Origin of the sequence: Roseovarius sp. B08 (assembly GCF_051417955.1) — a bacterium.
In the GTDB taxonomy this organism is placed as follows: domain Bacteria; phylum Pseudomonadota; class Alphaproteobacteria; order Rhodobacterales; family Rhodobacteraceae; genus Roseovarius.
Map to the genome: position 1 here is coordinate 3,793,465 of NZ_JBPRLW010000001.1, position 23,982 is coordinate 3,817,446.

31 protein-coding genes and 2 pseudogenes are annotated in these 23,982 nt (G+C 64.6%); 21 read left to right on the forward strand and 12 right to left on the reverse strand.

Going from position 1 to position 23,982, the window contains the following annotated elements; translation table 11 throughout:
- Positions 1 to 62 precede the first annotated feature (62 nt).
- Genes ACSQ76_RS19285 through dctP form a run of 3 tightly spaced genes read left to right on the forward strand, consistent with a single transcriptional unit; the run spans position 63 to position 3,030 of the window.
- Positions 63 to 596 carry a TRAP transporter small permease subunit gene (locus ACSQ76_RS19285; protein WP_437157833.1) on the forward strand — a complete coding sequence of 178 codons (534 nt, stop codon included), beginning with the start codon at positions 63 to 65 and terminating at the stop codon, positions 594 to 596.
- Positions 593 to 1,918 carry a TRAP transporter large permease gene (locus ACSQ76_RS19290; protein ID WP_306130164.1) on the forward strand — a complete coding sequence of 442 codons (1,326 nt, stop codon included), beginning with the start codon at positions 593 to 595 and terminating at the stop codon, positions 1,916 to 1,918. Before ACSQ76_RS19285 ends, ACSQ76_RS19290 begins: the two co-directional genes overlap by 4 nt.
- A 26-nt stretch (positions 1,919 to 1,944) precedes the next feature.
- Positions 1,945 to 3,030: a TRAP transporter substrate-binding protein DctP gene (gene dctP, locus ACSQ76_RS19295; RefSeq protein ID WP_437157834.1), complete on the forward strand. Its 1,086-nt coding sequence runs from the start codon at positions 1,945 to 1,947 to the stop codon at positions 3,028 to 3,030.
- Positions 3,031 to 3,163: 133 nt separating this feature from the next.
- Here dctP and ACSQ76_RS19300 read toward each other — a convergent pair whose 3' ends face one another.
- Positions 3,164 to 3,646: a phosphatase domain-containing protein gene (locus ACSQ76_RS19300; RefSeq protein WP_306130166.1), complete on the reverse strand. Its 483-nt coding sequence runs from the start codon at positions 3,644 to 3,646 to the stop codon at positions 3,164 to 3,166.
- Positions 3,647 to 3,658: 12 nt separating this feature from the next.
- Positions 3,659 to 4,489 carry a KPN_02809 family neutral zinc metallopeptidase gene (ypfJ, locus tag ACSQ76_RS19305; RefSeq protein ID WP_437157835.1) on the reverse strand — a complete coding sequence of 277 codons (831 nt, stop codon included), beginning with the start codon at positions 4,487 to 4,489 and terminating at the stop codon, positions 3,659 to 3,661.
- Positions 4,490 to 4,587: 98 nt separating this feature from the next.
- On the opposite strand from ypfJ, the gene ACSQ76_RS19310 reads away from it, so the two are divergent.
- The 11 genes and pseudogenes from ACSQ76_RS19310 (at position 4,588) to ACSQ76_RS19360 (ending at position 10,983) form a co-directional block, all read left to right on the forward strand.
- Positions 4,588 to 4,980 carry a YidH family protein gene (locus tag ACSQ76_RS19310; RefSeq protein ID WP_437157836.1) on the forward strand — a complete coding sequence of 131 codons (393 nt, stop codon included), beginning with the start codon at positions 4,588 to 4,590 and terminating at the stop codon, positions 4,978 to 4,980.
- 76 nt (positions 4,981 to 5,056) lie between these two features.
- A pseudogene (locus ACSQ76_RS19315) lies at positions 5,057 to 6,828 on the forward strand (DNA polymerase III subunit gamma/tau).
- Positions 6,804 to 7,214, forward strand: coding sequence for a hypothetical protein (locus ACSQ76_RS19320; protein ID WP_437157837.1), 411 nt, complete (start codon positions 6,804 to 6,806; stop codon positions 7,212 to 7,214). Before ACSQ76_RS19315 ends, ACSQ76_RS19320 begins: the two are co-directional and overlap by 25 nt.
- An 82-nt stretch (positions 7,215 to 7,296) precedes the next feature.
- Complete coding sequence (locus tag ACSQ76_RS19325; RefSeq protein WP_437157838.1) at positions 7,297 to 7,521, forward strand: hypothetical protein; 225 nt, start codon at positions 7,297 to 7,299, stop codon at positions 7,519 to 7,521.
- Between the two features lie 121 nt (positions 7,522 to 7,642).
- Positions 7,643 to 7,945 (forward strand): SH3-like domain-containing protein, encoded by a 303-nt coding sequence (locus ACSQ76_RS19330; protein ID WP_306130178.1) that lies wholly within the window; start codon positions 7,643 to 7,645, stop codon positions 7,943 to 7,945.
- Positions 7,942 to 8,214 carry an SH3-like domain-containing protein gene (locus tag ACSQ76_RS19335; protein WP_437157839.1) on the forward strand — a complete coding sequence of 91 codons (273 nt, stop codon included), beginning with the start codon at positions 7,942 to 7,944 and terminating at the stop codon, positions 8,212 to 8,214. Before ACSQ76_RS19330 ends, ACSQ76_RS19335 begins: the two co-directional genes overlap by 4 nt.
- 1 nt (position 8,215) lies before the next feature.
- Positions 8,216 to 8,860: a nitrile hydratase subunit alpha gene (gene nthA, locus ACSQ76_RS19340; RefSeq protein ID WP_437157840.1), complete on the forward strand. Its 645-nt coding sequence runs from the start codon at positions 8,216 to 8,218 to the stop codon at positions 8,858 to 8,860.
- Positions 8,861 to 8,891: 31 nt separating this feature from the next.
- Positions 8,892 to 9,824, forward strand: coding sequence for a lysophospholipid acyltransferase family protein (locus ACSQ76_RS19345; protein ID WP_437157841.1), 933 nt, complete (start codon positions 8,892 to 8,894; stop codon positions 9,822 to 9,824).
- A 126-nt stretch (positions 9,825 to 9,950) separates the two neighbouring features.
- Positions 9,951 to 10,466: a tyrosine-type recombinase/integrase gene (locus ACSQ76_RS19350; RefSeq protein ID WP_437157842.1), complete on the forward strand. Its 516-nt coding sequence runs from the start codon at positions 9,951 to 9,953 to the stop codon at positions 10,464 to 10,466.
- A 7-nt stretch (positions 10,467 to 10,473) separates the two neighbouring features.
- Positions 10,474 to 10,719 (forward strand): hypothetical protein, encoded by a 246-nt coding sequence (locus ACSQ76_RS19355; protein WP_437157843.1) that lies wholly within the window; start codon positions 10,474 to 10,476, stop codon positions 10,717 to 10,719.
- Between the two features lie 156 nt (positions 10,720 to 10,875).
- Entirely contained in the window at positions 10,876 to 10,983 is a 108-nt protein-coding gene (locus tag ACSQ76_RS19360) for a helix-turn-helix transcriptional regulator (RefSeq protein WP_437157844.1), read from the forward strand.
- 30 nt (positions 10,984 to 11,013) lie between these two features.
- Here ACSQ76_RS19360 and ACSQ76_RS19365 read toward each other — a convergent pair.
- The 3 genes and pseudogenes from ACSQ76_RS19365 to ACSQ76_RS19375 all read right to left on the reverse strand — a co-directional run.
- A pseudogene (locus ACSQ76_RS19365) lies at positions 11,014 to 11,439 on the reverse strand (SDR family oxidoreductase); the annotation flags it as partial.
- 30 nt (positions 11,440 to 11,469) lie between these two features.
- Complete coding sequence (locus ACSQ76_RS19370; protein ID WP_437157845.1) at positions 11,470 to 11,604, reverse strand: hypothetical protein; 135 nt, start codon at positions 11,602 to 11,604, stop codon at positions 11,470 to 11,472.
- A gap of 10 nt (positions 11,605 to 11,614) precedes the next feature.
- Complete coding sequence (locus ACSQ76_RS19375; protein ID WP_437158237.1) at positions 11,615 to 11,860, reverse strand: putative quinol monooxygenase; 246 nt, start codon at positions 11,858 to 11,860, stop codon at positions 11,615 to 11,617.
- A gap of 519 nt (positions 11,861 to 12,379) precedes the next feature.
- Here ACSQ76_RS19375 and ACSQ76_RS19380 point away from each other — a divergent pair.
- From ACSQ76_RS19380 to ACSQ76_RS19395, 4 genes are read left to right on the forward strand one after another with little or no spacing between them, the layout of a single operon-like run.
- Positions 12,380 to 13,030, forward strand: coding sequence for a histidine phosphatase family protein (locus ACSQ76_RS19380; protein WP_437157846.1), 651 nt, complete (start codon positions 12,380 to 12,382; stop codon positions 13,028 to 13,030).
- Between the two features lie 12 nt (positions 13,031 to 13,042).
- Positions 13,043 to 13,672, forward strand: a complete 630-nt coding sequence (locus ACSQ76_RS19385; protein ID WP_437157847.1) for a glutathione S-transferase family protein — start codon at positions 13,043 to 13,045, stop codon at positions 13,670 to 13,672.
- Positions 13,669 to 14,715, forward strand: coding sequence for a saccharopine dehydrogenase (locus ACSQ76_RS19390; RefSeq protein WP_437157848.1), 1,047 nt, complete (start codon positions 13,669 to 13,671; stop codon positions 14,713 to 14,715). Before ACSQ76_RS19385 ends, ACSQ76_RS19390 begins: the two co-directional genes overlap by 4 nt.
- A gap of 13 nt (positions 14,716 to 14,728) precedes the next feature.
- Positions 14,729 to 15,871: a saccharopine dehydrogenase family protein gene (locus ACSQ76_RS19395; RefSeq protein WP_437157849.1), complete on the forward strand. Its 1,143-nt coding sequence runs from the start codon at positions 14,729 to 14,731 to the stop codon at positions 15,869 to 15,871.
- Between the two features lie 66 nt (positions 15,872 to 15,937).
- On the opposite strand, the gene ACSQ76_RS19400 is transcribed toward ACSQ76_RS19395, so the two are convergent.
- The 7 genes from ACSQ76_RS19400 to ACSQ76_RS19430 form a co-directional block, all read right to left on the reverse strand.
- Entirely contained in the window at positions 15,938 to 16,537 is a 600-nt protein-coding gene (locus tag ACSQ76_RS19400; protein WP_437157850.1) for an outer membrane protein, read from the reverse strand.
- A 192-nt stretch (positions 16,538 to 16,729) separates the two neighbouring features.
- Positions 16,730 to 17,056 (reverse strand): DUF3775 domain-containing protein, encoded by a 327-nt coding sequence (locus ACSQ76_RS19405; protein ID WP_437157851.1) that lies wholly within the window; start codon positions 17,054 to 17,056, stop codon positions 16,730 to 16,732.
- 70 nt (positions 17,057 to 17,126) lie between these two features.
- Positions 17,127 to 17,861: an SDR family NAD(P)-dependent oxidoreductase gene (locus ACSQ76_RS19410; RefSeq protein WP_437158238.1), complete on the reverse strand. Its 735-nt coding sequence runs from the start codon at positions 17,859 to 17,861 to the stop codon at positions 17,127 to 17,129.
- Positions 17,858 to 18,439, reverse strand: coding sequence for a DUF3833 family protein (locus ACSQ76_RS19415; RefSeq protein ID WP_437158239.1), 582 nt, complete (start codon positions 18,437 to 18,439; stop codon positions 17,858 to 17,860). Before ACSQ76_RS19415 ends, ACSQ76_RS19410 begins: the two co-directional genes overlap by 4 nt.
- Positions 18,439 to 19,650 carry an MFS transporter gene (locus ACSQ76_RS19420; RefSeq protein WP_437158240.1) on the reverse strand — a complete coding sequence of 404 codons (1,212 nt, stop codon included), beginning with the start codon at positions 19,648 to 19,650 and terminating at the stop codon, positions 18,439 to 18,441. The genes ACSQ76_RS19415 and ACSQ76_RS19420 overlap by 1 nt, the downstream gene beginning before the upstream one ends.
- A gap of 50 nt (positions 19,651 to 19,700) precedes the next feature.
- Positions 19,701 to 20,456, reverse strand: coding sequence for a DUF1365 domain-containing protein (locus tag ACSQ76_RS19425; RefSeq protein ID WP_437157852.1), 756 nt, complete (start codon positions 20,454 to 20,456; stop codon positions 19,701 to 19,703).
- On the reverse strand, positions 20,453 to 21,748 hold the full coding sequence (locus ACSQ76_RS19430) for an NAD(P)/FAD-dependent oxidoreductase (protein ID WP_437157853.1): 1,296 nt from the start codon (positions 21,746 to 21,748) through the stop codon (positions 20,453 to 20,455). The genes ACSQ76_RS19425 and ACSQ76_RS19430 overlap by 4 nt, the downstream gene beginning before the upstream one ends.
- 115 nt (positions 21,749 to 21,863) lie before the next feature.
- Here ACSQ76_RS19430 and ACSQ76_RS19435 point away from each other — a divergent pair, with 115 nt between their 5' ends.
- From ACSQ76_RS19435 to ACSQ76_RS19445, 3 genes are all read left to right on the forward strand, one after another.
- Positions 21,864 to 22,523: a sigma-70 family RNA polymerase sigma factor gene (locus ACSQ76_RS19435; protein WP_437157854.1), complete on the forward strand. Its 660-nt coding sequence runs from the start codon at positions 21,864 to 21,866 to the stop codon at positions 22,521 to 22,523.
- A gap of 8 nt (positions 22,524 to 22,531) precedes the next feature.
- Positions 22,532 to 23,182 (forward strand): ChrR family anti-sigma-E factor, encoded by a 651-nt coding sequence (locus ACSQ76_RS19440; protein ID WP_437157855.1) that lies wholly within the window; start codon positions 22,532 to 22,534, stop codon positions 23,180 to 23,182.
- Between the two features lie 138 nt (positions 23,183 to 23,320).
- Positions 23,321 to 23,734: a DUF1801 domain-containing protein gene (locus ACSQ76_RS19445; RefSeq protein WP_437157856.1), complete on the forward strand. Its 414-nt coding sequence runs from the start codon at positions 23,321 to 23,323 to the stop codon at positions 23,732 to 23,734.
- The last annotated feature ends 248 nt before the right edge of the window (positions 23,735 to 23,982 follow it).

The following is a 23,982-nucleotide window of genomic DNA, read 5'->3' on the forward strand; positions in this document are numbered from 1 at the left end:
GCACTTCCATGCGAATTGCCCGATGTTCGTGCCGGAGACGGGGATCGTGGTTGCAGGGCACCATGACATTCGCGGATCACCAGGGAGGAGACATCGCAGTGGTTCTGGTGCGTGCAATCGACGGCTTGAACGAAATAGTCGGCAGGATCGTCTCTGTTCTGGCGATCATATTCGCGGCGATCATCATATATGACGTCGTTCTGCGCTACGTGTTCAGCGAGCCGACACGCTGGGCCTTTGATGTTTCCAAGCAGTTGTTCGGCTTCTATTTCGTGCTGCTCGGGGGCTACGCATTGCGGCACAACGCGCATGTGCGTGTCGACATCCTGACGGAAAGATTCGGCCACAATGCGCAGCGCATCATAAGCCTTCTGGGCTATATCATCTTCTTCTTTCCGTTCGCTTGGGTCTTTCTGACCCGATCCTGGGAATTTGCCATGCGCTCCTGGTCGCAGGGCGAAGTGACATACGGCGCCATTCAGATGCCGGTCTATCCGCTCAAGATGGCCATGTGCGTGGCAGCGGGGCTCTTGCTGCTGCAAGGGATCTCGGAGGTTCTGAAAATCATCTTCGACCGGCAGGAGGTCTCTGAATGAATCCCGAGTTTATCGCGGTTCTGATGTTCGGCCTGCTGCTGGCGGGCTTATTCCTCGGGCATCCGCTGGCTTTCGTCCTGGGCGGCACGGCCGTGTTGACTGCGATCATCGCGGGCAAGCCGATGGTCCTGGGCATCGTCATCAACCGGATCTTCGGCGACGTTCTGGACAACTACACCCTTATCGCCATTCCGCTTTTCGTCCTCATGGCGCGGTTCCTGTCGGATTCGGGCGTAACGGACCGGATGTTCGAAACCCTGCGCCTGCTGCTCAGCCAGGTTCGGGGCGGACTTGCCCTCGCGGTGGTTTTCATCTCGATTCTTCTGGCCGCGACGACGGGCATCATCGGTGCCTCGATCACGGTTATGGGCGTCATGGCCCTGCGCCCGATGCTGCAGTACGGCTACGCGCCTTCGCTCACCGCCGGGGTGATCGCCGCATCTGGCTGTCTCGGCATCCTCATTCCTCCGTCCATCATGCTCATCCTGATGGCCAGCTATTCGCCCCTGTCGGTGGGCGAACTCTTTGCCGGCTCGATGATCCCCGGTGTCATGCTCGGGCTCAGCTATGCCGTGTATGTCTACTTCATTTCCGTGATAAGACCGGACCTGGCCCCGGCGGTCGAGCCCGAAGAGAAGGTCGAACGCGCCACGCTCCTGCGTATGCTGGTGGTCGAGGCGCTGCCGCCGCTGGTTCTGATCTTCGGCATTCTCGGGTCACTTCTGGCAGGGATCGCCACCGCGACCGAAGCGTCGGCCATCGGCGCAGCATTGGCGCTCCTCATCGTGATTGCGCGTGGCCGGTTCCGGCTTGGCAGTTTCTACGGCGCGATGCTCGAAACCGGGCGGACCTCTGCGATGATCCTCTTCATCGTGGTGGGGGCGACCGCCTTCACCGGCGTCTTCAATATTACCGGCGGTCTGCGAGCAACACAGGAGATCATCCGGACCCTGGACATGGAACCGTGGATGCTGATCACCATGATGATGGTGATCGTGTTCATTCTGGGCGCGTTCCTCGACTGGACCGGGATCGTGCTCTTGTCCTTCCCGATCTTCCTGCCCATCATCCAGGAAATGCCCGATGTGAACCTGTTGTGGTTCGTCGTGCTGATGGCGGTGGTCCTTCAAACCTCGTTTCTGACACCACCATTCGGATATGCGCTGTTCTACCTCAGGGCCATTGCGCCCAAGGAATTGCGCACGGGCGCGATCATTCGCGGCGTTCTGCCGTTCATCGCGCTGATCGTGGTGATGTGTCTGCTCGTCGCCCTGTTCCCGGCGCTGGTCACATGGCTGCCGGACGTCCTCTATACCCAGTAACCTCAACCATGGAAAAGGGAGAGACCATGACTATGAAGGTGATAACATTGGCGGCCGCGGCCGCGACAGCGGTGGCAAGCCATGCCACGGCGCAGGAAAACTGGACGATGACCACGACCTGGCCCTCGTCTCTGGAACTGATCGAAACCGACAAGCACTTTGTCGACCTGGCCAACAAGCTGACGCAAGGCGAGCTGACCATCGAGTTCTTCGAGGGCGGCGCTCTCGTCCCTTCGGGCGAGGTGTTCGGTGCTGTCGAATCCGGCACGATCCAGGCCGGCGCAGACTGGCCCGGCTACTGGGCCGGACGCGACGCCGCCTTTTCGCCGCTGGCGACCACCCCCAGCCTCTTCAATGCTGTCGACTACGTGAACTGGATTCAGCAATGGGGCGGCGCGGAACTCTATAACGAGATCTACGGCCAGTTCGACATGGTCTACCTGCCCTACGGCGTGACCAACAACGAATCCGGCTTCCGCACCAACGAGCCGATCGTCAATCTGGAAGACCTGCAGGGCAAGCGCCTGCGTCTTTCGGGCCTCGAGCAGGGCAAGCTTCTCGAGCGGCTCGGCGGGAACCAGGTGTCGATGGCCGGCGGCGAAATCTATCAGTCGCTCGAGCGCGGCGTGATCGACGGTGCCGAGTTCTCGACGCCCAATGTCGACTGGTCGGGCGGCTTTCAACAGGTCACCCAATACTGGGCGACACCTGGCTGGCACCAGTCGGCCTCCGTGTTCGGCGTGATGATCAACAAGTCCGCCTGGGACGCGCTGAGCCCCGAGACCCAGGAGAAATTGCAGATTGCGGCAGACGCGACACTGCTGTGGTCGCTGGCCTTCACCGAAAAGCGCGCCACCGAGGCCTATGCCAAGTTCGACGAAGCCGTCGAGATCAACCGCTACGATGACGAAACTCTGGAGCAAGTCCAGCAGATGGCGAATGAGGTGATCGTCGAGACTGCCTGCGAGAACCCGAACTCGGCCAAGGTCTATCTCAGCATGGTGGAATATCTCGAGGATTATGCCCAATGGCGCGACGCCTCGGCCCCGTTCAACCTTGGGCGCACGCCCAACGGCCCGGACGTCGCCGCACTGCGAGACTGCGCAGGCTGAACTCCTTGAACAAGACTGAACCGAATGCCCGCCTCAAGGCGGGCATTTGCATTTGAATTTGCAAGCCTTGTCCATACTGCTCCCGGATAAAGCACCGCCAACTGAGTTTTTCAAAGAAGATCTTGCCCGGGCCTCAGCCCGCCCGCGCCCACTGTAACTGTTCGTTCGTTTCCACCGCGCAGGGCCGCACCGCGCGCAACCGTGCCAGCGCCGCGTCCGCGTCCTCGCCGGCCTCCACCATCAGGCGAAGCGCCGCCATGCCCGACCGCCCGCAGCCACCGAAACAGTGGATCAGTACGCGCCCCCCGCCTTGCAGCGCGCTGAGCGCGGTCTTGCTGGCGACATGCCAGTCCTCGATCCGCTCGGGCGCGATCACCCCCATGTCCTCGACCGGCAGGTGGATCCACCGCGTACCCTTGTCCTGGATTTCGGCCCCCAAATCCGACAGGCCGTGACTGACCTGCTCGGACACCGTCGTCATCGAAAGCACAAGCGCCGGCTTCCAGTCCGCCAGATGCTGCAAGTCGTCCGCCCAGTGCCCACCCCGTCCCGGCATCGGCGCGATGCCAAGGATCCCCTCGGCCACCGGCAGCGCGTATATGACGAAGTTCGACATGCCCCCGGCTCCTCAGAGACGGTCCGCCGCGAACGTATCACAGGACCGAAGGTCGCCGCTCTCGTAACCGGTGGCGAACCAGCGAGACCGCTGTTCCGACGTGCCGTGGGTAAAGGTATGCGGCTGCGGCACGCGCCCCGCGCGTTTCTGCAAGTGATCGTCCCCGATCCGCCGCGCCGCGTTCAGCGCCTCCTCGATGTCGCCCGGCTCCAGCAACCCCTCGACCGACCGTGCCCAGACCCCCGACAGGCAATCGGCCTGCAACTCCAGCCGCACCGTCAGCTGGTTGGCCTCCACCGGGCTTGCCTGCTGCCGCGCGCGGTTGACCTGCGGCAGGATGCCTAGCTCGTTCTGCACGTGATGCGCCACCTCGTGGGCAATCACGTAGGCCGCCGCGAAATCCCCCTTCGCCCCCAGATCCCGCGACAGCGTGCCGAAGAACTCCGTGTCCAGGTACGCCTTGCGGTCCGCCGGGCAATAGAATGGCCCCGTCGCCCCCGACGCTCCGCCGCAGGGGCTCTGCGTGACCCCCGAATACAGCACCAGCACCGGCGGCACGTATTCCCTGCCAAGCTGTGCCTCGAACACACCTGTCCAGACCTCCTCGGTGGTGGCCAGCACGCGCGAGGTGAACTCTGCCGCCGCTTCGTCCTCGGCGCTGATCTCGCGCGGGGCGGTCTGCTGGCCGCCCGCACCCTCCAGCAACGGCGTGATGTCGATCCCGGTAAAATACCCGATTGCCAGCACGATTAGCAACCCGACACCGCCAAGGCGCAGACCGCCGCCGCCCATGCCCCGCCGATCCTCCACATTCCGGCTGCGCCGAAACCCTTTCAACCGCATGATGCCCCCCAAGGACGATGTATCGCAACCAACATAGCCCGGTTTTCGTTCTGTCGGATATATTGAATCTCATACGGACAATCCGCAAGGAGACGGGAATGCCCCAGGACGACACCAACTCCGACGAACTGGACAAGAAGACCGAATGGGCCGAGGAGCGCACCGACTGGGCCTCCGACCGCACGATCCTGGCCAACGAGCGCACTTTCAATAGCTGGATGGGCACCGGCCTGGGCGCGGTCGCCGTCGCCATCGGTCTCAAGGCCGTATTCGGGGAGTTCGAGCCCACCTGGGCCGCCAAGGCCGTCGCAAGCGCGTTTCTCGGGATCGCCATCGTGGTGTTCTGGGCCGCCCGCATACAGGCGCGCAAAACAATGCGCCGCATGGAAAATCACGATTCCGCGCCCATGCCCACGCGCAACTTCACCCTGCTGGCCAGCCTGATGACGCTCGCCACCGCCGCTGTCGGCGCCATCCTCTGGAGCCTTTGATCTCCGCACCGCCTGCTGGACCCCGGCGTGCCACGCCTCTACTCTGGCCGGAAACCCGAATCCGAAAAGGCGTGGCATGAGCGAGACCCAAGACAAAGGCTACCAGGTCCTGGCCCGGAAATACCGCCCCGAGACCTTTGCCGATCTCGTCGGGCAGGACGCCATGGTGCGCACGCTCAAGAACGCGTTCGCCGCCGACCGCATCGCGCAGGCCTTCATCATGACCGGCATCCGCGGCACCGGCAAGACGACCACCGCCCGGATCATCGCCAAGGGCATGAACTGCATCGGCCCCGACGGCAACGGCGGCCCAACCACCGATCCCTGTGGCCAGTGCGAACATTGCAAGGCGATCATGGAAGGCCGGCACGTCGACGTGCTGGAAATGGACGCGGCCTCGAATACCGGCGTCGGCAACATTCGCGAAATCATCGAAAGCGTGCACTACCGCGCCGCCTCGGCCCGCTACAAGGTCTACATCATCGACGAGGTTCACATGCTGTCCACGGGCGCGTTCAACGCGCTGCTGAAGACGCTCGAGGAACCCCCGCCCACGTGAAATTCATCTTCGCAACCACCGAGATCCGCAAGGTTCCCGTGACGGTCCTCTCGCGCTGCCAGCGCTTCGACCTGCGCCGGATCGAACCCGAGGTGATGCTCGACCTCCTGCGCCGCATCGCCGGCAACGAGAACGCCCAGATCGCCGAGGACGCGCTCGCCCTCATCACCCGCGCCGCCGAAGGCTCCGCGCGTGATGCCACTTCCCTTCTGGACCAGGCGATTTCCCACGGCGCGGGCGAGACCACCGCCGAACAGGTCCGCGCCATGCTGGGCCTTGCCGATCGCGGCCGCGTCATGGACCTCTTCGACCTCATCATGAAGGGCGACGCGGCGGGCGCCCTGACCGAACTGTCGTCGCAATATGCCGAAGGCGCCGACCCGATGGCGGTGCTGCGCGATCTGGCCGAAGTCACCCACTGGGTCAGCGTAGTCAAGATCACGCCCGAAGCCGCCGAGGACCCCACCATCGGCCCCGATGAGCGCACCCGTGGCGGCCAGATGGCCGAGGCGCTGCCGATGCGCGTGCTCACCCGCATGTGGCAGATGCTGCTGAAGGCGCTGGAGGAGGTCGCCGCCGCCCCCAATTCCATGATGGCCGCCGAGATGGCGATCATACGTCTCACCCACGTGGCCGACCTGCCAACGCCCGAGGACCTCGTGCGCCGCCTGCGCGACAACCCGCCCTCGGGTCCCGCGCCCACACCGCCCGGCGGCGGCAATAGCGGCGCGAGCCACGGCGCACCTGCGCCGCAGGCCGGCGGATACGCCCCGACGCACACCGCCGGAGGTGGTAACGGCGGCCGTAACGGCGGCGGCGTCACCGCGCTCGCCACCCAGGCCGAGGCCGCCCTGGCACATTATCCCACCTTCGATCACGTCGTCGAACTCATCCGCGCCCACCGCGACGTGAAACTGCTGGTCGAGGTCGAGACCTCGCTACGCCTCGCCGCCTACCAGCCGGGCCGCATCGAATTCGTGCCGACCAAGGACGCACCGCGCGACCTCGCCGCCCGCCTCGGCACCCGCCTGCAGACCTGGACAGGCAACCGCTGGGCCGTTTCCGTCGTCAACGAGGGCGGCGCCGAGACCATTGCCGAAATCCGCGACGCCGCCCGCAACGCGCTGGAGGCGCAGGCCCGCGAACACCCGCTGGTCCAGGCTGTCTTCGCCGCCTTCCCCGAGGCCCGCATCGACGAGATCCGCACGCCCGAGGACATCGCCGCGGAGGCCCAGGCCGACGCGCTGCCCGAAGTGGACGAGGAATGGGACCCCTTCGAAGAGGACTGATCCTTGCCGCGCTCCTGACCCGGCCCGTGGCCGCCCGCGCGCAGGACGTCTGCGCCAAGGTCCGTCCCGGCTGGGACGGCGCCCCGGTTCCGGCGTGGGAAGAGGCGATCCTGCTCTTCGGCTCTCCCGCCTCGCTCGTCCTGCTCTTCGCCTCCGCCCTCGTCCTGCGCTTCCGCAGCGCCTGGGGCGCGCTCGCCGTCTTCGTCGGCTGGAGCCTGCTTGTCTCGGCCTTCACCCTCTTTGATCCCACCGGCGGCCAGCGCCCCGCGGCCGCCGCCGAAGGCTGCATCGGCTCGCCCGCGCTCTATATCGCCATCGTCATGGCCGTCGGCGTGGGGCTGCTGCTCTACACCGGCAGACCCAAGGACGACACGCCTCGCGCCTGACCCGCGCGCATCCCGCGCACCGCCCAAGAATCGCCCCAAACGCATGCTAGGCACCTGCGCCGGAGTAGCGAAAGGCGAAAGAATGTCAGTCGGTTTCAACAGACCTTCCCGCGAACACGCGCAGCTGCGCCGGTGCCATCGCTGCACCGGCTCTGGCCAGGCACCCTGTCAGATCTGTTTCGGCCGCGGCACCACCCACCGGCGCCTGGACCGCCTGGGCAAACCCGTCCACGACCGCTGCGACGGCTGCTTCGGCCGCAAGACCACCCGCTGCGGGCTCTGCAACGGCGAGGGCTACATTTCCTGAAAACCCGGCGTGGTAGGGTGGGTGAAAACCCACGCGCTGGCGCAATCCCCATGGACACACGCCGCCCCACCGTCCTACCCTTCGGCGCATGACAGACACACCCGAACACCGCTGGCACGACATGGGCGGACGATCCGCCGGCCCCATCGCGATGGAGGGCCACGACTTCGCGCTTTGGGAAAAACGCGTCGACGCGCTCATGGTGCTCTGCGGCGCCAAGGGTCTCTTCACCGTCGACGGCCTCCGCCGCGCGCTCGAGGACATGGGCGAGGACGCGTTCGAGACGCTCAGCTACTACGACCGCTGGATCGCCGCCACCAACCAGAACCTCATCGAGGCGGGCGTCTACACGCTCGAGGAACTGGGCCAGCGCATGGAAGAGGTCGCCCGCCGCGGCCCCACTTATGGCGAGGCGCAGGAATGACCCCGAAAGGAAACCGCGTCCGCGTCAAGGCCATGTATCCTCCGGGCCATGTCCGCGCGCCTTTCTACCTGCGCGGCAAGACCGGCGAGGTCGAGCGCATCCTGGGCCGCTTTCGCAACCCCGAACAGCTCGCCTACGGCCTGCCCGCCCCGGAAAAGACCCTCTACCGCGTCCGCTTCACCATGGCCGAGCTTTGGGGCGACGCGGCGGAAAACCCCGCTGATACAGTGGATGCCGAGATTTACGACCACTGGCTGGAAGAGGCCTGACATGCCCCACGACCACCATGACCACCTCTCGCCCTCCGGCCACCCCTACCGGCAGGACAACGACGCCCCCCTCACCTATTTCCAGCGGATGGAAATCGCCGTGCGCGAGCTTCTGATCGAAAAGGGCCACCTCACCCCGGCAGAGATCGCCACCCAGATCGACAAGATGGATGCCCGCTCGCCCGCCAACGGCGCCGCCGTGGTCGCCCGCGCCTGGACCGACCCCGCCTTCAAGGCCCGGCTCATGGAAAACGCCGGCGATGCCACGCGCGAAATGGGCTTCGACATCGGCCCCCTGCACCTGGTGGCGGTCGAGAACACCGCCGACATCCACAACATGATCGTCTGCACGCTCTGCTCGTGCTACCCGCGCAACCTCCTGGGCCTGCCGCCCGACTGGTACAAGACCCGAGCCTACCGCTCCCGCGCCGTCCGCGAACCCCGCGCCGTGCTGCGCGAGTTCGGCGTGGACCTGCCGGACACAACGCGCATCCGCGTCCACGACAGCACCGCCGACATGCGCTACATCGTCCTGCCCGCCAGGCCCTCGGGCACCGACGACATGACCGAGGCCGCGCTGGCCAAGCTGGTCACCCGCGACTCCATGATCGGCACCGGCCTGCCCCTCGCGCCTGAAAACACTTGAGGCAGCCCCGCCCCCGGCGTATCCCCTGCCCATGAGCAGCGCGCCTGAAAAGATCCCCCTCGTCGAACGCCTGACCGGCGCCGCCCTCGTCGCGCCCATCCGCATGGCCCGCCTGCTGCCCTATCGCTGGCGCATCCCCTTCGCGGCCTGGCTGACGACGCGGGTGCTGGCGCCCCTCGCGGGCTACCGCAAACGCGTGCGCGACAACCTCGCCCTCGTCCGTCCCGACCTGTCGCAGGCCGAGATCGAGACGCTCGCCCGCCGCGTGCCGGACAATGCCGGCCGCAACATGATGGAGCTCTACTCGCCCGAGTTCCCCGACCATGCCCGCAAGTCGCCGGTGGTCGGCCCCGGCCTGCCGGATGTGCGCGCCGCCCGCGATTCCGGCCGACCGGTCATCTTCGTCACCGGCCATTTCGGCAGCTTCAATGCCGCGCGCATGGCGATGATGGAACAGGGCTTCAACATGGGCGTTTTCTACCGCCCCATGGCCAACCGCCCTTTCAATGCGCATTACGTCCGCGCCATGGCCGCGCTCTCCGAGCCGATGTTCGAACAGGGCCGCAAGGGCATGATGCAGATGGTCAAGCACCTGCGCTCGGGCGGCGTGCTGGCGATCCTCAACGATCTCAACGCCCATGACGGCGTGCCGCTCGATTTCTTCGGCAAGCCGGCCCTCACCTCGCTCGCCACTGCCGAAATGGCGCTGAAATTCGACGCGCTGCTGGTTCCGGTCTGGGGCCTGCGCGACCCCGATGGCCTCCACTTCACCATCCACACCGAAACACCCATCGCCCATTCCGACCCGGTCACCATGACCCGCGAATTCAATGCCCGCCTTGAAGCGGCCGTGCGCGACAACATGGAACAATGGTTCTGGATCCACCGCCGCTGGAAAGACGGCACCGGCCCGCTGGCCGACCGCGGCGCCGACTATCTGCGCGAGCTGGACGAGAAGGCCTGATACAAAGGTGCGGCTGCGCCGCGCTCTAATTTTCGTCGAGTGGCCAGCTCCTCGAGCACCCCCGGAGTATTGGTCGAACAGTGAAGTCGATCACGGTTTCACGGTTCCCCCCTCGAGCACCTTGCATTGGACGCATACGAGAAACACAAGAAAAGCCTCAAGCATGGTGGGTCCGATGGCAGATGGTTCAGCCCTCTTCGGCTCTATGTCCTGCCGAAGCTCGGCAAGATGCCGATTGTGAAGATTGATCAGGAAGACATCGCGCGTGCGCTGGAACCCATCTGGCATGAGAAGCCGGTTACCGCCAAAAAGTGCATTTCCCGGCTGAGAACGATATTCAATTACGCAAGCGCCAAACGCTTCCGTGTCAGCACAGCAGTTATCGACGATGCTGTGGTGATCCTCGGTTATAACAAGAAACGCTCGACGCCACACCAAGCGCTCCACTGGAAAGACGTACCTGCGTTCTACGCGACCCTCTCGGATGACGACCCCACGCAACTGGCATTGCGGATGCTGATCTTGACGGGCGTGCGGTCGGATTCGATCAACAACATGCGGTTGGGTCAGCTTATGAGTTCCGTCTGGATTATTCCCCCGCTCCACGTCAAAGGTCGCGCAGACAGCGACTTCGCTTTTTGACGTACCCTTGAGTGAAGAACATTTGCCCCTGATCGAACTCGCAAAGAAACATTCAAGAAACGGATACTTGTTTCCCAACTCGACAGGCGGCCCCCTGAACAAAATGGGCATGCGCAATTTCTTGGTGGACAACAACATCCCGGCACGCCCACAAGGGTTTCGCTCTTCTTTGCGCACATGGCTTGTGGATGAAATTCACTGTGAGGAAGAGATTGCCGAAGCTTGCATCGGTCACGTCAGAACGGGCGATTAAGCTCGATGCATACAAACGTTCAACTTACCTGCCCAAGCGCACACCCTTGATGAAAGGGTGGGCAAACTTTGTTACCGGCAATTCCTGAACAAACGTAAACTTGGCTTAAATCATTCGCTGCTAAGGTGATTGCATCCAAAGAAATAGAGGACATGCATGACCGATAGAATATTAAGGCAGAAAGATATTCAGGAACTGACCGGGCTCAGCCGCTCGACAATTTACAGACATATCAACGCTCGTCGGAGAGCATCACCCCAATGAAACGCGGGCCAATGATGCAACAAAAGGGGATCAGGGCGCGCAGCAAGTTGGCAACCCCTTGCGGGCCTCTTTGTCCCTCTTGGACCAGAGTGGCGTATCAACGAGGCCAAGCGAGATCGCATTCACCCGTACAGGCGCCAGTTCCAGGGCAAGTCCGCGCGCCAGCGCCTCAAGCGCGGCGTCGATCGCGCCTTGAAGCACTGAACTTGCCGAAGGACGATCGGCAAGAGAGCCCGAGACAAAACTGAGGCTCCCGCCTTCCGCGATCTTTGCAACGCGAGCCACCGTGCAGGCGCCCCAGAACTTGCTGTCCATCGCGGCCCGCGCGTCTGCCACGCCCAACCTGCGCACCGGCCCCGTGGGCGTCTGCGAGGCCGAGACAAGGATGTGGTCGAACCTCTCCTCGGTCTCGAAGAACGCGGCAACGCCATCCGCATCCGCCGTATCCAATTGTACGGCCCGGACATTGCCAAGCGCGCCGGATGCCTAGGCCAGCCGTTCTTCTGTCCGCCCGGCAATGGTGACATCCGCGCCCTCGGCCAGAGCCGCGGCGTCCACGGCTACCCCGATCCCGGAACTGCCCCCGATCACCAGAACGCGCTTGCTTTTCAACTTTGTCATGATCGCCTCCTCAGGCCAGATGTTCCAGGCACCGCAGGTCGGGCGATGTCATCAGAAGTTCGTCGAACCGTGCCGCAAGCCCCGTAAAGGCGGCGGCATTGCCATGGGCCTCGAGGGCCTCCGCATCGGCCCAGGCCTCCAGCATCACGAAGCGTGCGGGATCGTCGCGGTCTCGGTGCAGGTCGTAACGCAGACAACCCGGCTCACAATATACGGTATAAACCGCCCCACTCCGCCGCAGCTCGCTATGTCCAATAAGTTTGCCTTATCGGACACAATAAGAATAGGTTGCAAGAATAACGGTCGATCACTTACTGCAGACATTTGTGTGTGGCGTTCGCGAACGGCAGCTGTGCGCCCTTTGTATCGAAAGCCTCATTTAATTTTTTGGGGCAACTCTAAGTCACAGAATAGCCTTTCGCTCCATGCCGCAACTTACAGACTAACTGTATGAAGATGGGTCTTTATAGACCATTGCTCTGGGGAACATATCTTCGAGACCACGGCAGCAGAGTTTCTGAACGAAATGAGCGAGCTACGGAAGACGCACATAGGGGTTTAAGTGCAATGTCGAACGTGGACAGAAAGGGGGATACCCTTCACCCCCCTTCAGATAAACAACTGACAATAAATAATTTTTCGGTTGACAATACTCCCGCCGGAGGCTCCGACACCTCCCATCTTCACTCCGGGCGAAATATTCCGCGCCACCACCTTCACCCTCCGGCGCCCCGGCGCTAGGTTGCCCCCATCTGATACGACGAAAGCACCCACCTTGGCGGAACTCATCCTGGTCCGGCACGGGCAGGCCAACAGCCATGCCACGGACGAAGACAGCTACGACCGGCTCTCCCCTCTGGGCACCGACCAGGCCCGCTGGCTGGGCGAGCATATCGCCGCCACCAATCCCCATTTCGACCGCGTCCTCACCGGTACGCTGCAGCGCCAGGTCGACACCGCCCGCCACATGGGCGTCACCGTCACCACGCGGGACCCGCGCCTCAATGAGCTCAGCTATTTCGCCCTCGCGCAGGCCGCCTTCGACGCCCACGCCATCCCGGTGCCCACCGACCCCTCGGAATTCGCCCACCACCTGCCGCGGGTCATCACCCTCTGGACCCAAGGCCACCTGCCCGGCGTCCCGGAAAGCTTCGATGATTTCGCCGCCCGCATCACCGAGGTGCTGACCGAGCAATGCGCCGACGCGGGCCGCACCCTGCTGGTCACCTCGGGCGGCGTCATCGGCATGGCCATGCGCCACGTGCTCGACCTCGACAACACCGCCATGGCCCGGGTCATGCTGCAGATCAACAATTCCTCGATGCACCGTCTCAGCTACGTGCACGACACGCTGATGGTCGCGGGCTTCAACGGTACCCCGCATCTCGACCGCCCCGACCGGGCCCATGCCCGCACCTATGTCTGAAGGACCCCGCGCATGAAATTCTACTACGCCCCCGGCACGATCTCCGTCGCGACCGGCTTCCTGCTTCAGGAATCGGGCCTCGATCACACCCCAGTCTCCGTCGACTTCGCCAAGTCCGAGCAGACCGGGCCCGACTACCTCACCATCAACCCCAAGGGCCGCGTCCCGGCACTGGTGACCGATCAGGGCATCCTGACCGAGACCGGCGCCATCGCAGAGTTCATCGCCGCCCGAGTGCCCGACAAAGGCCTCGTGCCCGCCGACCCGTGGCTGGCAGCCCAGATGCGCAGCATCTGCTATTACCTCGCCGCCACCATGCATGTGAACCACGCCCACGGCCCCCGCGGCATCCGCTGGGCCGACAGCGACGCGGCGCTGGCCGACATGAAGGCCAAGATGCCGCAAACCATGACCGACAGTTGCACGTTCATCGAAGACACCTGCGCCTTCGCCCCCTTCGTGATGGGCGAGACCATGACCATCGCCGACCCCTGGCTCTTCGCCATCTGCTGCTGGCTTGAGACCGACAATGTCGACGTGGACCGCTTCCCCAGGATCAAGGCCCACCGCGCCATGATGGCCGCCCGCCCCTCGGCTGCCGCCATCCGCGACTATGGCCTGCTGACGAAGGACTTCGCATGACCCATCTCTGGCTCCGCGCCGAACAGCGCGACAACGAAGACCGCACCGGCCTCACCCCCGACGGCGCCGCCGCCCTCATCGCGCAGGGCGTGAAAATCAGCGTCGAGGACAGCCCCGACCGCATTATCCCAACCGACCGCTATGCCGACGCGGGCGCCAAGATCGTGCCGCAGAACTCGTGGCCCGACGCGCCCCGCGATGCCATCATCTTCGGGCTCAAGGAACTGCCCGACGACGGCACGCCCCTGCCGCACCGCCACATCATGTTCGGCCACGCCTTCAAGGGCCAGCATTCCGGCCGCCGCCTGCTGGACCGCTTCAAGGCAGGCGGCGGCACGCTCTACGACCTGGAATACCTGGTGGATGAGCAGGGCCGCCGCGTCGCCGCCTTCGGCTACTGGGCGGGCTATGCGGGGGCCGCCGTCAGCCTTTTCGCCTGGGCCGCGCAGCAACAGGGTCAGACCTGCGGGCCCGTGTCCGCCTATCCCGACAAGGACGCGCTTCTGGCCGATCTGGCCCAAACGCTCGACGCCACGAACCACGAACGCCCTTCCGCCATCGTCATCGGCGCGCTTGGCCGCGTCGGCACCGGCGCGGCCGACCTCTGCACTGCGATCGATGTCACCCCCACCAGGTGGGACATGGACGAGACCGCGCATGGCGGCCCCTTCCCGGAAATCCTCGCCCACGACCTCTTTCTCAACTGCATCTTCGCCCGCCCCGGCACGCCGGTCTTTGTGCCAAAAGAGGCCCTGACAGCGCCCCGCCGCCTGACCGTCGTCGGCGACGTCGCCTGCGACCCCGACAGTGATTACAACCCCGTGCCGGTCTATTGCCTGGCCACCACCTGGGACGCGCCCGTGACCCGCGTGCACGACGCGCCCCCGCTTGACGTCATGGCCATCGACAACCTGCCCTCGCTCCTGCCGCTGGAATCCTCGCAGGACTATGCCAGCCAACTCTTGCCATCCTTGAAAACGCTCGACAAACTGGACGGCGGAGTATGGGCGCGCGCGGAACAGACGTTCCGCGCCCACGTTTGAAGGGGGCACAGACATGACAATCCACTGGTGCGGCACCGGCCTTTCGGCGGTGCCCGGCCTGCGCAGGCTGATCGAGGCGGGCCACGAGGTCACCGTCTGGAACCGCTCCCTGGACAAGGCCGAGGCGGCGGTCGGAGACCTGACGAACCGCATCCGCGCCTTCGATTTCGACATGCTGTCGGCCGAGGTGCAGGAGGGCGACATCACCGTCTCCATGCTGCCCGGCGACTGGCATGTGCCGATCGCCGAGATGTGCATCAACAAGGGCGCGCACTTCGTCTCAAGCTCCTACATCGCGCCCGAAATGCGCGCGCTCCACGCCAAGGCGCTCCTGCGCGGCGTGTCGGTGGTCAACGAAATCGGCCTCGATCCCGGCATCGACCACCTGATGGCCCATCACCTGATGGCCGACTACCGCGCCTCGCACGCGTTCAACCCGGAAAACGACCTCTCCTTCCTCAGCTATTGCGGCGGCATCCCGAAAAACCCCAACCCGTTCCGCTATAAATTCAGCTGGTCGCCCCTTGGCGTGCTCAAGGCCCTGCGCTCGCCCTCCCGCTCTATCCGCAACTTCTCGGAACTCAACGTTCAACGCCCGTGGGATGCGCTCGGCACCTACACCGCCCCCCTGCCCACGCCAGAGACGTTCGAGGTCTATCCCAACCGCGACAGCCTGCCCTTCCTCGACGATTACGGGTTCGAGCCCACGTGGCGGGTCAAGGAATTCGTCCGCGGCACGCTGCGCCTCGACGGCTGGTCCGAGGCCTGGTCGGATGTCTTCGCCGAGATCGAGACGCTCGAAGGCCCCGAAGGCGAGGCAAGGCTCAAGGAAATGTCAGACCAGTTCTGGCGCGACAACGCCTATGGCGAGGACGACCCCGACCGCGTCGTGCTCTGCGTCGACCTCAAGGCCGAGCGCGGCGGCGAAGCGGTCTGGCACAAGACCTATGTGATGGATGCCTGGGGCGACGCCCGCGGCACCGCCATGTCGCGCCTGGTTTCGATCCCCGTGTCCCTCGCAATCGAGGCCGTGGCCAACCGCGAAATCCCCGCCGGCGTCAGTCCGGCCCCCAGCGACCCGAGACTCGTGGAACGCTTGCTGCAAGAGGTCGACCGCCTCGCCCAGCATCTTCAGGTGGTCGACCACCTCGCCTGAGGCGCCCGCGACACGCGTAGGGTGGGCGAAAGCCCACGCGTCCTCCGCCGTCCCGAAACCCGCGCGTCAGAACTGGTAAGATACCCGCAGCCGGTAGGTCATGCCGTCGACGCTGCCGGTAGGCGATACGTCGTCGAACTCGTGGTACAGCGCGTCCGCGCCCGCGACCCACGTTTCGCTCAGCTTGAAATCGACCCCGGCACCGGCCACCCAGCCCCAGCCGTCCAGGCTGACGCCGCCGCCGCCACCGGTCATGTGCGCGGCACCCGCCGTGCCATAGACAAAGGCGCTGCCGGTATCCACACCCGCCCGCAGCCGCAGACGCGCGATCGTGTCGACATCGGTCGTGTTGAAGGAAATGTCGGTAAAGTCGATATCGCCCTCGACGCCGTAAACCAGCGTGCCGCGATCCCAGTTGTAGCCAACATGCAGACCACCCAGAAACCCGTCATCGCTCTGACTCGGCACGTTGGCCCCGGGCAAAGCGATGCCGCTCAGATCAAGATCGCCGAACCCCAGCTGCACACCGGCATAGGGTCCGGCCCAGTCCGACACCGGCACGGGCGGCGGCGGCACGTAGGGATCCGCCGGCGGCGTAAGGTTGCCCGCCAGTGCGGGGGCGGCCGTGATTGAAACGATGGCTGCGACGACGACAGATGCTTTCATTTCATCCTCCTGAAAACGCCTTTGCCCCGGACCATATCACATTCCGCGCCGTTTCGGGCCCTCTCCGGGCTGCCGGCTGCATTTTCCCGCCCCCGCGGGCAAAGTCGCAACACCGCGTAGGGTGGGTGAAAACCCACCTCTGGTGGATGCAAACCCACCTCTGGTGGATGAAACCCCACCACGCCGCGAAAATCACCCGCCGCGCACCAGGTCGTCCTCGTCGTCCTGCGCCGACAGGCCCAGCTCGTCCAGCCCGTTTTCCAGATGATCCGACACATGCGGCGTACCCAGCAGGTAATCCGCCGTCGGCGTCGTCGCCTCGTCCCGCGCGGTCGCCTTGGCCTCGTCCAACTCGTCGGCCCCGAAACTGCCGCGCCCAATCCACATCAGCGCCACCAGGCTCGCCTGCTCCTCCTCGGCCAGCCGCTCGATGAAGGCCCGCAATTCTCCCTCCGCGCGGTCCAGTTCGCGCGACATAAGGATCACCTGGGCCACCTTGTAAGTGCTGATATCCAGCATGTCCCGACCTCCTTTTCCGGCTACCAGTCTACCGGAAACATGGTCTCAAAGACAGGCCGCGACCTTGATCTCACGCAAACAGGCGGAAATACAGCCAGTTGGGCAGGAACCGCGCACCGCGGAAGACCAGGCTGAACCAGCTGGGGAAATTGCGGTCGAACGCGTTCTCGTCGTTCATCAGTTCAAACATCGCCTGCGCCGCGTCCTCGGGCTCCATCAGGCCCGGCATCCTGAAATCGTTCTTGTCGGTCAGCCGCGTGCGGATGAACCCGGGATTGGCGCATTGGACCACCACGCCCGTCCGCCACAGGTCCGCGCGCATGCTCTGGGCCAAGGACATGATCCCGGCCTTGCTCGCGCCATACCCGATCGCCCCCGGCAACCCGCGGAACCCCACCAGCGAACCGGTCATCACGATATGCCCGTGATCGCGCGCGACCATCTTGGGCACCACGTGGTTCAGCACGCGCACCGTGCCGGTGAAATTCACATCCGCCATGGCAGTAACCTGCTCGGGCTCCCACTCGGTCGCCTTCATCGGCCAATAGACCCCGGCCAGCGTCACAACCCCGTCGATCTCGCCCACCTCTTCCACGGCGGCCTTCACGCTGTCCTCGTCGGTGACATCCACGGTCACGCAACGCGCCCGTCCCGGCAGCATCTCCGCCACCTCTTTCAGCCGGTCCTCGCTGCGCGCCGACAGGATCACTTCCGCCCCCACCGCGCTCAGTTTCCGTGCCAATGCCGCGCCCAGCCCTTCGCTGGCGCCCACCAGCCAATAGCGTTTTCCAGTCCAGTCCATTATGCCGCTTTCTGAATTTCAGTGTCGTCCAACTTGTGCAAGGTCGCCACAAGCTCGGCGACCTTGATCCCATACTTGCGAAACTGACTGCGGTTCACAATGGTTCCTCCCGGCGTCAGGTACATCCAGTCCTTCACGCTCAGAACATGACCACCCGCCGCGTCCGGCAGGCGGATGTCATAGCACAATTGCACCGCCGCTCCCGCGTGGCGCCCCTGCCCGGTCCCGATCACGTCATCGGCCTCGGCCCGGATACGCCCGTCATTGCCCAGTTCCAGACGCCATTCGCGGTCCTGCACGGTCCCGCTGTCATAGGTGAACCGCTCGGACATCACGCCCCTGTTGCCCTCCCAGCGCGCATCGAACCGGGCGGAGAACCGCGATGCCACGCGCCCTAGCGGCCCATAGATCACGCCTTCATAGCGCATCGCCCCGTTCAGATGCTGGCGCAGGTCGAACCGCGGCAGCGTCTCGGCGTAATCCTCGACGCTCTGCGCCCGGAACCCCGCGAAACGGTTGCGCAGCATCGCAAGCCCGGTCGCCAACGCCGCGCCGCACATGATCAGAAATCCTTCGAACATCATCGCTGTCTCCCCGCTTCAACCATGGTCCCCACGGGCGCGTCCCCGCCCCCGGGCACCGTTGCCAGCAGCGCAATCGCCGCCACTTTCAGAACACAGGGCACCGCCCCGTAAAGCAGGCTCAGCGCCCACAACGCGTCTTCCGAATTCTCCTGCCCCGAGGCATAGCCGACCGTCTCCAGAAGCGGCAGCAAGCCCACCGCCGCGATGGCCAGCGTGATCTTCGACACGAAAGACCACAGGCTGAACCCTTCGGCCGCGCCCGGCGACACCTCCGCCATCCGGTCCGCGAACAGCGCCGGCAACAGCGTCATGTCGGCCCCCAGCGCCACGCCGGTCAGCACGCAGATCACCGCAAAGGCCCAGACATCCCCCGCGCCCAGCATCACGGCAAAGCCGAAGGCCGCAATCGCCAGCACCATCGCCCAGATCAGCACCCGGCGCGGCCCGTGCGCCTCGGCCAGCTTGCCCCACACCGGCGCCGCCGCCGCCCCGCTCAGGAAGAACACCAAGAGCAGCGGCCCTTCCAAGCCCGGCGCCGCCAGCCGGTCCTCGACATAAAACAGGAACAGCGTGCTGCTCACCGCCACCGGCGCCGAGTTGGCCAGCGCCACCAACAACAGCCGCCGCGCCTTCGCATCGCGCAGCACGGTCCCCAGTTGCGAGGTCACGCCTTCCTCGGGCGGCCGCCCGCGCCACTCGGTCCCCATCGCCCACAGCGCCACCAGCCCCAGCCCGGCGAACGCCATCGCAAAGGCCGCGTACCCGCCCAGCGCCACGGGGGCCACGGCGGCGGCACAGATCCCCAACAGCGCCCCGGTCTCGCGCCACCGCGCCACCCGCAGATGGCCGCCCTGGCCAATGCGGCCCGCCACCGACACGCCTTGCGCGTAGAAACAGATCGTCAGGTAGCTGAACGCCGAAAAGACCAGCGTCAGCATCACCGCGAACCACCACAAGGGCGGCAGCATCGGCTCCACCGCGAACAGCCCCAGCATCCCCGCAATCATCGCGGCCCCCGCGATCAGCACGGTCACTCCGCGATAATGCGAGGTCATCGCAGAAACCCGCCCCAGCAGCGGGTCCTGCACGAAATCCAGCAACCGCAGCACACCCAGGACAGTGCCCAATGCCGCCAGCGACACGCCGTACTCGTCGACGAAAAACTTCGGCGCGTGCATATAGAGCGGCAGCCCCGCCGCCGACAGCATCGCCGCGAACAGCGCAAAGGCCGGCAAGCGCGGCGCCGGGCCTGACCCGCTCACCGGCTCACATCCTGCGTCGGCGGCTCGGGCCGGTTCTGGAACCTGGCCCCCTTCCACCACAGCTTCAGCGCCTGCCAGTGGATCAGCGCCAGCACCCTGCGCGAGCCCAGCGGCCGCCGCACCAGCGCCTTCAGCACACCGGCGGTCGTCAAAGGCTTGCGATCCCCCACCAGCGTCGCAATCACCCCGCCCTTGCCCCGGCTGAGGTCGATCCAGATCCCGATCCGGTCGGGCCGGATGTCGAACCGAAAGGTGTATTCCCCTTGAATCGTCTGGAACGGCGAGACGTGAAACACCTTCTGCGCCCGCAGCCTGTCTTCGGGGCCGATGGGACTGCGGTCCTCGTGGTGACACAGATAGGAATGCCGGTCGCCATAGGTGTTTGTGACCTCCGCGATCACCACCATCAGGTCATCCGCCGCGTTATAGCACAGCCAGAACGCCACCGGGTTGAAGACATGCCCCAGCACCCGCGGCTGGGCCAGCAGCTCGATCCGCACCGGCGCCGCGAACTGGTGCGCCTCCAGAACCTCGCGCACCCAGGCCGCGCCGCGCCCCTGCCCGGGCGGACCTCCATGATCGCGGTCGCGCAGGCTGAAGAGGCCGGCCCGGTTGCGCCCGAACACCCGGCTGGGCGGCAGCGCCGCCTCGGCATCCACCATCACGTAATCGATGCTATAGCGGAACGCGTTGCGGATCTCGCCCTTGCGCCCGTGCCACGTATGGCCTGCGATATGATCCGCACCGTTCAAGCCGCCAGCGCCGCCTCGCGCGCCAGCATCGCGTCCGCCACGTCGCAGGCGCTCGACAACCCGTCCTCGTGAAACCCGTTCTTCATCCACGCGCCGCAGTACCACGTGCCGTTCGCGCCGTTGATCCGGGCCACCTCGGCCTGCGCGTGCAGCATGTCCATGTCATAGACAGGGTGCCGCAGCACGCAGCTGTCATAGATCTTTTCCTCCCTGATCGGCCGCGTGCTGTTCAATGTCACGAAATGCGGGTCGTCCATCGGGATCGGCTGCAGGCTGTTCATCCAGTAGGTCAGATCGATCTGCCCGTCCCGCCGGGCCGGCCCCTCCATGTAGTTCCAGGACGACCACACCGCCCGCCGCTTTGGCATCACCGACGTATCACAATGCAGCACAACGTCGTTGGGCTGATACTTGACCCGGCCCAGCGCGCGCTTCTCTTCGGGGGTCGGGTCGGACAGCATCTTCAGGCTGTCATCGCCATGGGTGGCGAAGATCACCTCGTCGAATGTCTCCCATACGCCGCCCCGCGCCCGCAGCTCGACGCCGCCATCGAACCGCCGAACGGCGGCGACCGGCGCGCTGGTCCTGATCTCCACCCCCGCACGTTCCAGCCATTTGGCCAGGCGATGCACGTACTGGATCGACCCGCCATCGACCGTGTACCATTGGTGCTGCCCCTCGTACCCCAGCAGCGCATGGTTCTCCATGAACCGGATCAGCGCGTGGGCCGGGAAATCCATCACCTTCTCCGTCGGCGTCGACCAGATCGCGCCGGTAAAGGGGCTCAGATACCGTTCGCGAAACCACCGCCCCATCCCCATCGTCCGCAACAGCTCACCGATGCTGGCCTCGGGATAGGCCTCGGCGGTGCGGACAGCCCGGGCATTGAACCGGAAGATATCGCGCAGCATCATCCACATGCGCGGGTCCAGCACGTTGCGCGTCTGGGCAAAAAACGCCTGCGCCCCGTCCAACCCATATTCGAACCGCGAGTCACGAAACGATGCGCCAAAGCTCATCTTGCTCTTGACCACCGGCACGTCCAGAACGTCGAAAAGGTTCGCCAGGTTGGGATAGTTGGCATAATTGAACACAATGAATCCGGTATCCACCGGCTGCGTTCCGTGCTTCCCGGCCATCTTCGTGCGGGCATGGCCGCCCAGCCGCGCCGCGGCCTCGAAAACCGTGACATGGCAGTCCCCGGCCAGCCGCCACGCGGCCCCCAATCCACTGATCCCCGCGCCGATAACTGCGACTTTCTTGCGCGTCAGCGCAACTTTCTTGACTGGCATTCCGTGTAGTACCTTTGATTACCCCTGTCTAAGGTACGACCGTGCGCCGGAATCGGATGCATATAAAACGTCTGAATTTTTTGATCCGACCCGTCAGCGGTCGCGTAGCAAGGATATGTTCAGTGACGCTGACGCCATCGAGATCACCGGCGCCCGGGCCGACGCCCCGCCTCACGCGGGCGTGCTGTCGTCCTTGCGTGGCAACGGCAAGAGTATTGAAACGGTGATCGAGAAGACGGAAGAGCATACCCAGGACTGGGCGCACGTGATCGCCCGAATCCGCGATCAACGCGACCGGGCCGCCTTCCGGCGCCTGTTCGCGCACTTCGCCCCCCGGGTAAAGGCCTTCCTGATGAAGTCGGGCACCGATGCGTCACTGGCCGAAGAATGTACGCAAGAGGTCATGGCGACCCTCTGGCAGAAGGCCCACATGTTCGATCCAACCCGCGCCAGCGCGGCGACCTGGATCTTCACCATCGCGCGGAACCGCCGAATAGACGCGATCCGCAAGCAACGACGCCCCGAGCCCGAGGATCTGCCCTGGGGCCCGGAGCAGGAGCCGGACCAGGCCGATGCCCTGGCCCTGCAACAGGAAAGCGAAAAACTGGGCGCCGCCATCGCGCAGCTGCCCGAGAAACAGAAGGACCTGATCGAAAAGGCCTATTTCGGCGACCTCTCCCATACCGAGATCGCCGAGCAGACGGGTCTCCCGCTCGGGACCATAAAATCGAGGATCAGACTGGCACTGGATCGCCTGCGCCACCAGATGAAGTGAAACCGACGATGACAGACACGATCAGACACCACCTGAGTGACAAGTTGCTCATGGGCTATTCCGCAGGCGCCCTGCCCGAGGCGTTCAGCCTCGCCGTGGCCTCGCATGTCTCCATGTGCGACGAATGCCGCGCTCGGCTCGCCGCCTTCGATGCGGTTGGCGGCGCCCTGATGGAAGGCTGTGGCGATGCCGACCTGTCGGATACCGCCTTCAGCGACACGCTGGCTCGCATTGACGCGATCGATCTGCCCGTCCCCGAACCCACCGTGCACGAGACCGGAACGCTGCCCCATCCCGTGCAGGAGTACATTGGCGGCGACCTCGACGCGGTCAAATGGAAATCCGTCGGGATGGGCGTGAAACAGGCAATCCTGCCCACCTCGAAAGAGGCCACCGCCCGTCTCCTCTTCATTCCCGCCGGCGCCGCCGTCCCCGACCACGGCCACCGCGGCACCGAACTGACGCTGGTGCTGCAGGGCGCCTTCGCCGACGAGGTCGACCGCTTCGGGCCCGGCGACATAGAAATCGCGGACGAGGACCTCGACCACACCCCCGTGGCCGAGATCGGTGCCGACTGCATCTGCCTCGCGGTCACCGACGCGCCCCTGCGCTTCCGCGGCCTCATTCCACGCATCGCGCAACCGTTCCTGCGCATCTGACCTGTCGAGCCGGTCTGCGTCGCCGATGGGATCATTGGCCTGCCACTCCGGCAGGTCTTTCCGCGGTACCTCCGCAGTGTTCGATGCCGTCGAACATCGAAGGTCGGCTTTGCGCAATTCCTGTGCTAATGTTCGCACATGTCGGAAACAGAAAATCCAACTCATTCCTCGAGCACGAATCCCTATATTCCGAAGGGTGATGGGGACGAGGCCGTGCAAGCTTATATTTCCGCCATGCCAGGCTGGAAGAGCGCCCTCGGCAAGCAGATCGACGAAACAGTAGAGAAGGTCTTTCCAGAGGTCCGCAAGCAGGTGCGATGGAACACGCCGTTCTACGGGAAAGAAGACGGATGGTTTCTTGCGATGTATTGTTACAAGAATTACGTGCAAATTACCTTCCTGACAGGTTCGTCGCTCGACCCTGTGCCGCCCAAGGCATCCAAAGACGAAGGCACCCGGTATCTTGATATTCACGAGGACGAAGCTTTCGATGCCAGGCAACTTGCAAGCTGGGTTCGGCAGGCCCTGACGCTCCCTGGCCGGAACCTATAGACTGCACCGTTTAAGTCTAAGCCCGATACGCCCGCTACCTGTCCGTCTGGTCGGCTCTTCGCGCATTCAATCATGCCCGCTAAACGCGGAACATGGCCGATCCGGGCCAATGCTACTGGATGCTGCGACGTTGGGACGGACAGCAGGCCCCGAACCCGCGCAGAGCGATATACGGTGGCCCTCTCCGACTCTAGGTCATTAACCGCATTATATCCGCGATGGGTGAACATGACACCGACGCGATGCAA

Coding starts and splice junctions, on each gene's coding strand:
- ACSQ76_RS19405 (WP_437157851.1), bottom strand. CDS start 17,056: ATGCTGGATATCAGCACTTACAAGGTGGCCCAGGTGATCCTTATGTCG.
- ACSQ76_RS19440 (WP_437157855.1), top strand. CDS start 22,532: ATGACAGACACGATCAGACACCACCTGAGTGACAAGTTGCTCATGGGC.
- ACSQ76_RS19370 (WP_437157845.1), bottom strand. CDS start 11,604: ATGACAAAGTTGAAAAGCAAGCGCGTTCTGGTGATCGGGGGCAGTTCC.
- ACSQ76_RS19390 (WP_437157848.1), top strand. CDS start 13,669: ATGACCCATCTCTGGCTCCGCGCCGAACAGCGCGACAACGAAGACCGC.
- ACSQ76_RS19415 (WP_437158239.1), bottom strand. CDS start 18,439: ATGTTCGAAGGATTTCTGATCATGTGCGGCGCGGCGTTGGCGACCGGG.
- ACSQ76_RS19385 (WP_437157847.1), top strand. CDS start 13,043: ATGAAATTCTACTACGCCCCCGGCACGATCTCCGTCGCGACCGGCTTC.
- ACSQ76_RS19300 (WP_306130166.1), bottom strand. CDS start 3,646: ATGTCGAACTTCGTCATATACGCGCTGCCGGTGGCCGAGGGGATCCTT.
- ACSQ76_RS19430 (WP_437157853.1), bottom strand. CDS start 21,748: ATGCCAGTCAAGAAAGTTGCGCTGACGCGCAAGAAAGTCGCAGTTATC.
- dctP (WP_437157834.1), top strand. CDS start 1,945: ATGACTATGAAGGTGATAACATTGGCGGCCGCGGCCGCGACAGCGGTG.
- ACSQ76_RS19345 (WP_437157841.1), top strand. CDS start 8,892: ATGAGCAGCGCGCCTGAAAAGATCCCCCTCGTCGAACGCCTGACCGGC.
- ACSQ76_RS19325 (WP_437157838.1), top strand. CDS start 7,297: ATGTCAGTCGGTTTCAACAGACCTTCCCGCGAACACGCGCAGCTGCGC.
- ACSQ76_RS19310 (WP_437157836.1), top strand. CDS start 4,588: ATGCCCCAGGACGACACCAACTCCGACGAACTGGACAAGAAGACCGAA.
- ACSQ76_RS19400 (WP_437157850.1), bottom strand. CDS start 16,537: ATGAAAGCATCTGTCGTCGTCGCAGCCATCGTTTCAATCACGGCCGCC.
- ACSQ76_RS19335 (WP_437157839.1), top strand. CDS start 7,942: ATGACCCCGAAAGGAAACCGCGTCCGCGTCAAGGCCATGTATCCTCCG.
- ACSQ76_RS19360 (WP_437157844.1), top strand. CDS start 10,876: ATGACCGATAGAATATTAAGGCAGAAAGATATTCAGGAACTGACCGGG.
- ACSQ76_RS19435 (WP_437157854.1), top strand. CDS start 21,864: ATGTTCAGTGACGCTGACGCCATCGAGATCACCGGCGCCCGGGCCGAC.
- ACSQ76_RS19290 (WP_306130164.1), top strand. CDS start 593: ATGAATCCCGAGTTTATCGCGGTTCTGATGTTCGGCCTGCTGCTGGCG.
- ACSQ76_RS19330 (WP_306130178.1), top strand. CDS start 7,643: ATGGGCGGACGATCCGCCGGCCCCATCGCGATGGAGGGCCACGACTTC.
- nthA (WP_437157840.1), top strand. CDS start 8,216: ATGCCCCACGACCACCATGACCACCTCTCGCCCTCCGGCCACCCCTAC.
- ACSQ76_RS19395 (WP_437157849.1), top strand. CDS start 14,729: ATGACAATCCACTGGTGCGGCACCGGCCTTTCGGCGGTGCCCGGCCTG.
- ypfJ (WP_437157835.1), bottom strand. CDS start 4,489: ATGCGGTTGAAAGGGTTTCGGCGCAGCCGGAATGTGGAGGATCGGCGG.
- ACSQ76_RS19445 (WP_437157856.1), top strand. CDS start 23,321: ATGTCGGAAACAGAAAATCCAACTCATTCCTCGAGCACGAATCCCTAT.
- ACSQ76_RS19320 (WP_437157837.1), top strand. CDS start 6,804: ATGGGACCCCTTCGAAGAGGACTGATCCTTGCCGCGCTCCTGACCCGG.
- ACSQ76_RS19420 (WP_437158240.1), bottom strand. CDS start 19,650: ATGCTGTCGGCGGCGGGGCTGCCGCTCTATATGCACGCGCCGAAGTTT.
- ACSQ76_RS19285 (WP_437157833.1), top strand. CDS start 63: ATGACATTCGCGGATCACCAGGGAGGAGACATCGCAGTGGTTCTGGTG.